Here is a 1653-nt window from a genome sequence, read left to right as displayed (position 1 = left end):
CCGTTGTTGATCGACATGGTCGCAGGGTAGTCGGACGCAAGTCCCGTCCCGCCGGTCGCGGGTTCGATCCCCGCAGGGCCCACCGGAGAGCGGCCCCTGACCAGGCATGACGCCCAGTCAGGGGCCATTGTCATGCCCGCGCGGACCTGGCCTATCCAGCGAAAACCCAGCATTTTCGATCCGACGTCACCCCTCCACATCTCGGAAGAAGTCGGCCAGGACGGCCTTCATGTCCGCCGCCTCCGGAGCTTTCGCCTGATAGTGCGCTGCCGTCACGGCTTCCGAGGCGCGCCCCAGGGACGCCGACGACGCCACAAGCCCCCGGATGTCTGCGTTTCGTGTCGGGGCCGCCCTCCGCATCGTGTCCGGATGGACCACCCGAAGCCGATGGTTCGCATGGCCGTGCGCCACTGCTTCCGGAAGTTGGATGGGTCCCGCACGGTCCCCGTCGCCGACGGAAACACTACGCCGAGCTCCGTCATCCGCTCCCAGCGGCTCGCAACATGTCCGCCGCCGGGGCCACTGTGTAGCCCTGGACAGCGCGAGCCGACTTCGGATGATCCCGACGCACTACGCCCCGGAGACGCGGCACCCTGTGGCGCTAGGGCGTGTCCGACAATGGTTTGGACCATGCGAGTGCAGCGCTCAGGGCCACCGCGATCCGGTAGTCGATCACGTACTTGTCATGCCTGGTCGTTAGTCCCGTTACTGCTTCAGGCGCGCGGACTGAGGCTCTAGGACGTTACGGCCTTTGTACACGGCCCCGTCGAGGCCAATAGACCGCTCGCGGCCTGGATCGCGGCGTCCGCAGTGACCCTGCTGGTTCGACGGCTCGGGGTCACTGCTGTGATGCCGCGGGCCCGCAGATCGGAACGGATCGTCCAGCAGGAGTAGGCCTTGTCGCCCAGCACCATGTTCGGGCGGGTCCGGGGCCGACCCACCGGCCGGTGTGCGCGCGGCTGCTCAGCAGGGGAGCCGTGATGGGCCAATTCCTTGCCTGGCTGGGGTGTGATCGGGCTGGCGAACGACATGCCTGCACCGTCGACGAGCTGATGGTTCTTCGTGCCCAACCCGCCATGCGAGGGCACGATCCCGTGATCGGCAGGGCCACCCCGCAGATTCTTGTAGTTCGATCCGCCCCCTGTGTGGCGGGTGATGGTTCTGACGTGCAGGTCTGGCGGTATCAGATGGCTTCGAGGGCCAGACGTCCATTAGTGGCGGGTTCCCGTTGACGGCCCATCGAGCCCTTAGATTTTATTGGACTTCGACCGATTGCACTTCCAGCACAGCGCTTGCAAGTTTTCTCCTGTCGTCAGGCCACCTCGAGAGACCGGGATGATGTGGTCCACCTCAAGCAGAAGGTGGGGCTCGGCATAAGTACTAACCCCGCAGTTCTGACAAGTGAAGTTATCTCGATCCTTAATGTGATGGCGGAGCTTGGACGTCATGAGGGCCCGCTGACCCGCGGCCGACTTCCGAAACTTGATACGAGCCGACATCGTATCGATGAGGGCGTCGAGGGCTTGGGAGTTCAAGACCACATTGGTTCGTTCGCTGCTATTGCCACCCGCGCTGACGTACTCAAAGGTGTATGTCTCATACGGGATCGTAATGGGGGAAATCTCCACCCCGACCTGTTCCATAAACTCGTCC

At 63.8% G+C, this 1653-nt stretch carries 1 protein-coding gene and 1 pseudogene; both read right to left on the bottom strand.

Annotation, left to right across the window (positions count from 1 at the left end; translation table 11 throughout):
* Positions 1 to 819 precede the first annotated feature (819 nt).
* Positions 820 to 944, bottom strand: a pseudogene (locus tag AB0L75_RS44190) (IS5/IS1182 family transposase); the annotation flags it as partial.
* Positions 945 to 1247: 303 nt separating this feature from the next.
* Positions 1248 to 1653, bottom strand: a 406-nt coding sequence (locus tag AB0L75_RS44185) for an HNH endonuclease signature motif containing protein (RefSeq protein ID WP_365191936.1), incomplete at its 5' end; no start/stop codon positions are given.

The organism is Streptomyces sp. NPDC052101 (assembly GCF_040680235.1).
GTDB lineage: Bacteria > Actinomycetota > Actinomycetes > Streptomycetales > Streptomycetaceae > Streptomyces.
The sequence above is the reverse complement of the archived record's forward strand: the minus strand, read 5'-3'. Positions and strand labels throughout refer to the sequence as shown.